Annotated in this window: 4 protein-coding genes; all 4 read left to right on the top strand. The window is 56.6% G+C overall.

Annotated elements, in window-relative coordinates; translation table 11 throughout:
• Nucleotides 1-4: 4 nt before the first annotated feature.
• On the top strand, nt 5-808 hold the full coding sequence (locus ACLL9E_RS04065) for a crotonase/enoyl-CoA hydratase family protein (RefSeq protein WP_411290466.1): 804 nt from the start codon (nt 5-7) through the stop codon (nt 806-808).
• Nucleotides 809-810: 2 nt separating this feature from the next.
• Entirely contained in the window at nt 811-1,548 is a 738-nt protein-coding gene (fabG, locus tag ACLL9E_RS04070) for a 3-oxoacyl-[acyl-carrier-protein] reductase (RefSeq protein WP_411290463.1), read from the top strand.
• A 92-nt stretch (nt 1,549-1,640) separates the two neighbouring features.
• Complete coding sequence (locus ACLL9E_RS04075; RefSeq protein WP_411290464.1) at nt 1,641-1,874, top strand: acyl carrier protein; 234 nt, start codon at nt 1,641-1,643, stop codon at nt 1,872-1,874.
• Between the two features lie 146 nt (nt 1,875-2,020).
• The gene (fabF, locus tag ACLL9E_RS04080) at nt 2,021-3,277 is read left to right on the top strand and encodes a beta-ketoacyl-ACP synthase II (protein WP_411290465.1); all 1,257 of its coding nucleotides are present in this window, start codon (nt 2,021-2,023) and stop codon (nt 3,275-3,277) included.
• Nucleotides 3,278-3,425 lie beyond the last annotated feature (148 nt).

A 3,425-nucleotide genomic window follows, 5' to 3' on the forward strand; every position in this document is an offset into this window, starting at 1 on the left:
TCTAATGACCGACCAGATCCTCCAGTCGCGCGATGGCGGCATATTGACGATCACGATGAATATGCCCGAAAAGCGCAATCCGATATCGGATGTCGCCGTCGTCGATCAGATGTGCGACGCATTCATGGCGGCTGATCAGGACATATCGGTGCGCTGCGTCATTCTGACAGGCGCGGGGACTGTATTTTCCTCTGGCGGTGACCTGAAGCAAATGCGTCCTGACAGCGGGGGCCTTCGGGCGGGATTGCCTGCCGAAACGCGGCGTAACTATAAATATGGAATCCAGCGGCTGCCGTTGATGTTTCAGGCGCTTGAGGTTCCCGTGGTTGCTGCGGTCAACGGCCCGGCGATTGGCGCTGGCCTTGACCTCACCACAATGTGCGACATCCGTATTGCCGCATCTTCGGCCAAATTTGCCGAAAGCTTCGTGCGTTTAGGCATCACCCCGGGCGATGGCGGAGCGTGGCTTTTACCCCGTATTATCGGTTTTTCAAAAGCCACAGAGCTTGCCCTGACCGGTGAAACCATCGACGCGGCAGAAGCCCTGCGTATCGGGCTGGTTTCGCAAGTGGTGGATGATGCCGAATTGATGGCCGCTGCGCGCCGTGTCGCAGACAAAATCGCTGCAAACCCGACGCATGCTGTCCGCATGACCAAGCGACTTTTGCGCGAAGGACAGACGGCGGACCTTAAAAACATCCTCGAAATGTCCGCGGCGATGCAAAGCCTGGCGCACGCCACGGCGGACAATGACGAAGCCATCACGGCGTTTCTCGAAAAACGCCCGCCTGAGTTTAAGGGAGAATGACCATGTTTGATCTGACCGGCATGACCGCGCTCGTCACGGGCGCATCGGGCGGCATTGGTAGCGCGATCTGTCAGGCGCTTGCCGCCCAAGGCGCGCGCCTTGCAGTCTCTGGCTCCAACGTTGAAAAACTAGAGGCGTTTCGTGCATCTTTAGGCGGCGACCATGTCGCGATCCCGTGCAATCTGAGTGATAAGGACAGCGTTGAGGCACTCGTCCCTGCTGCGCTGGAAAAACTGGGCAAGATCGATATTCTCGTGAACAACGCCGGCGTCACCCGCGACAATTTAACGATGCGGATGAAGGACGAGGAATGGGACGAAGTAATCCGTATCAACCTCGAGTCGACATTCCGGCTAATGCGCGCCGCGACAAAGCCAATGATGAAGGCACGCTTTGGCAGGATCATCACAATCACCAGCGTCGTGGGCACAACGGGCAACCCCGGCCAAGCCAATTATGCAGCATCCAAGGGCGGTCTCACGGCGATGACCAAGGCTATCGCGCAAGAGCTTGCAAGCCGCAACGTTACCGCAAACTGCGTCGCGCCGGGCTTCATCGCCACGGCGATGACTGAAAGCTTGCCAGATGCGCAGAAAGAGGCGCTGAATGCCCGGATTCCGATGGGCCGGATGGGCGAAGGCGCGGATATCGGCGCGGCCGTTGCCTATCTCGCGTCAAAGGAAGCAGGCTATGTTACCGGGCAGACAATCCATGTAAACGGCGGCATGGCGATGCTTTGACGCCTAACCGTCGCTTGCCACTTGCCAGCGGACAATCTGGACATTAGGGCAATATCAGAAATTCATCTTCCCAACCAATAAGGGGCACAAAAATGAGCGATACCGCGGAACGGGTCAAAAAGATTGTAGTCGAACATCTCGGCGTTGAAGCAGACAAGGTCACAGAAGCGGCAAGCTTTATCGATGATCTTGGTGCAGACAGCCTCGACATCGTCGAGCTGGTCATGGCGTTTGAAGAAGAATTCAACGTCGAAATCCCTGACGATGCCGCTGAAAAAATCGCGACCGTCAAGGACGCGATCGATTTTATCGACAGCAACGGCTAAATCGATACGCGCAGAACCTGCGCGGTCAGTTTGAAATTTAAACGGCTTTCCGACCAGCGTTAATGGCGCTCCCGTCGGAAAGCCGTTTGCTTTTTGGCACCTGTTCACAGTAATGGGCGGCAAAGAATGCTTTTGGAGATAACGGTATGCGTCGTGTCGTGGTCACCGGACTTGGTCTGGTTACACCTTTGGGTGCCGATGTTGAAACCACGTGGTCTAACCTGATTGCCGGAAAATCGGGCGCTGGCTTGATTACGCATTTTGACGCCAGCAACCAGAAATGCCTGATTGCTTGTGAAGTAAAGCCAAAAGATCACCCTTGGGGCTTTGACCCCGACAAGCGCGTGGACCACAAGGTGCAACGTCAGGTCGATCCGTTCATCATTTACGGCATTGATGCCGCTGGCCAAGCGCTTGAAGACGCTGGCCTGACCGACATGACCGAAGAACAAAAGGTCCGCGCCGGATGCTCAATCGGCTCGGGCATTGGCGGACTTCCCGGTATTGAAAGCGAAGCTTTGCTGTTGGCGGAAAAAGGTCCAGGCCGCGTCAGTCCGCATTTCGTCCATGGCCGTCTGATCAACCTCATCTCGGGTCAGGTCAGCATCAAATACGGTCTAAAGGGTCCCAACCACGCCGTCGTGACTGCCTGTTCAACCGGCGCGCATTCGATTGGCGATGCAGCGCGAATGATTCGTGACGACGATGCGGACGTGATGGTCGCTGGCGGCTCGGAAGGGACAGTCTGTCCGCTTGGCATAGCCGGGTTTGCGCAGGCACGTGCGCTGAACACCAGTTACAACGACCGCCCCGAGGCCGCGAGCCGTCCTTATGACAAGGACCGCGATGGTTTCGTGATGGGCGAAGGCGCTGGCGTGGTTGTCTTGGAAGAATATGAACATGCCAAGGCACGCGGCGCGAAAATATATGCCGAGGTTGTAGGCTATGGCCTGTCGGGCGATGCCTATCACGTGACCGCGCCGCATCCCGATGGCGATGGCGCATATCGTTCGATGCAGATGGCGTTGAAAAAAGCAGGCATGACGCCGGCCGATATCGATTATATCAATGCCCATGGCACGTCGACCATGGCCGACACCATTGAATTGGGCGCAGTAAAGCGGCTCTTCGGTGATGCCATTTCGCATGTCTCGATGAGCTCGACAAAGTCCGCCATTGGCCATTTGCTCGGCGGCGCTGGCGCGGTGGAGAGTATTTTCTGCATCCTCGCGCTGCGTGACCAGATCGTTCCACCAACGCTCAATCTCGACAATCCGGACGAAGGCACCGAAGGCGTTGATCTTGTTCCGCATGTTGCCAAGAAGCGCGAAGTCAAAGCGGTTTTGAACAACAGCTTTGGCTTTGGCGGCACCAACGCCAGCCTGATCATGAAGGCGATCTGACCAAATGGGCCGCCTCGCCAAATGGGCGATAATTGCGGCCGCTGTGCTGCTTGCTGCTGTTGCGGGTAATTTCATTTATGGCTGGACTGCGCCCGGACCGTTGGAGCGGGAAACCACGGTGGTCATCAAGCCAGGATCAAGTATTACT

This window comes from Sphingorhabdus sp., from assembly GCF_046596595.1.
Classification (GTDB): Bacteria; Pseudomonadota; Alphaproteobacteria; order Sphingomonadales; family Sphingomonadaceae; genus Sphingorhabdus_B.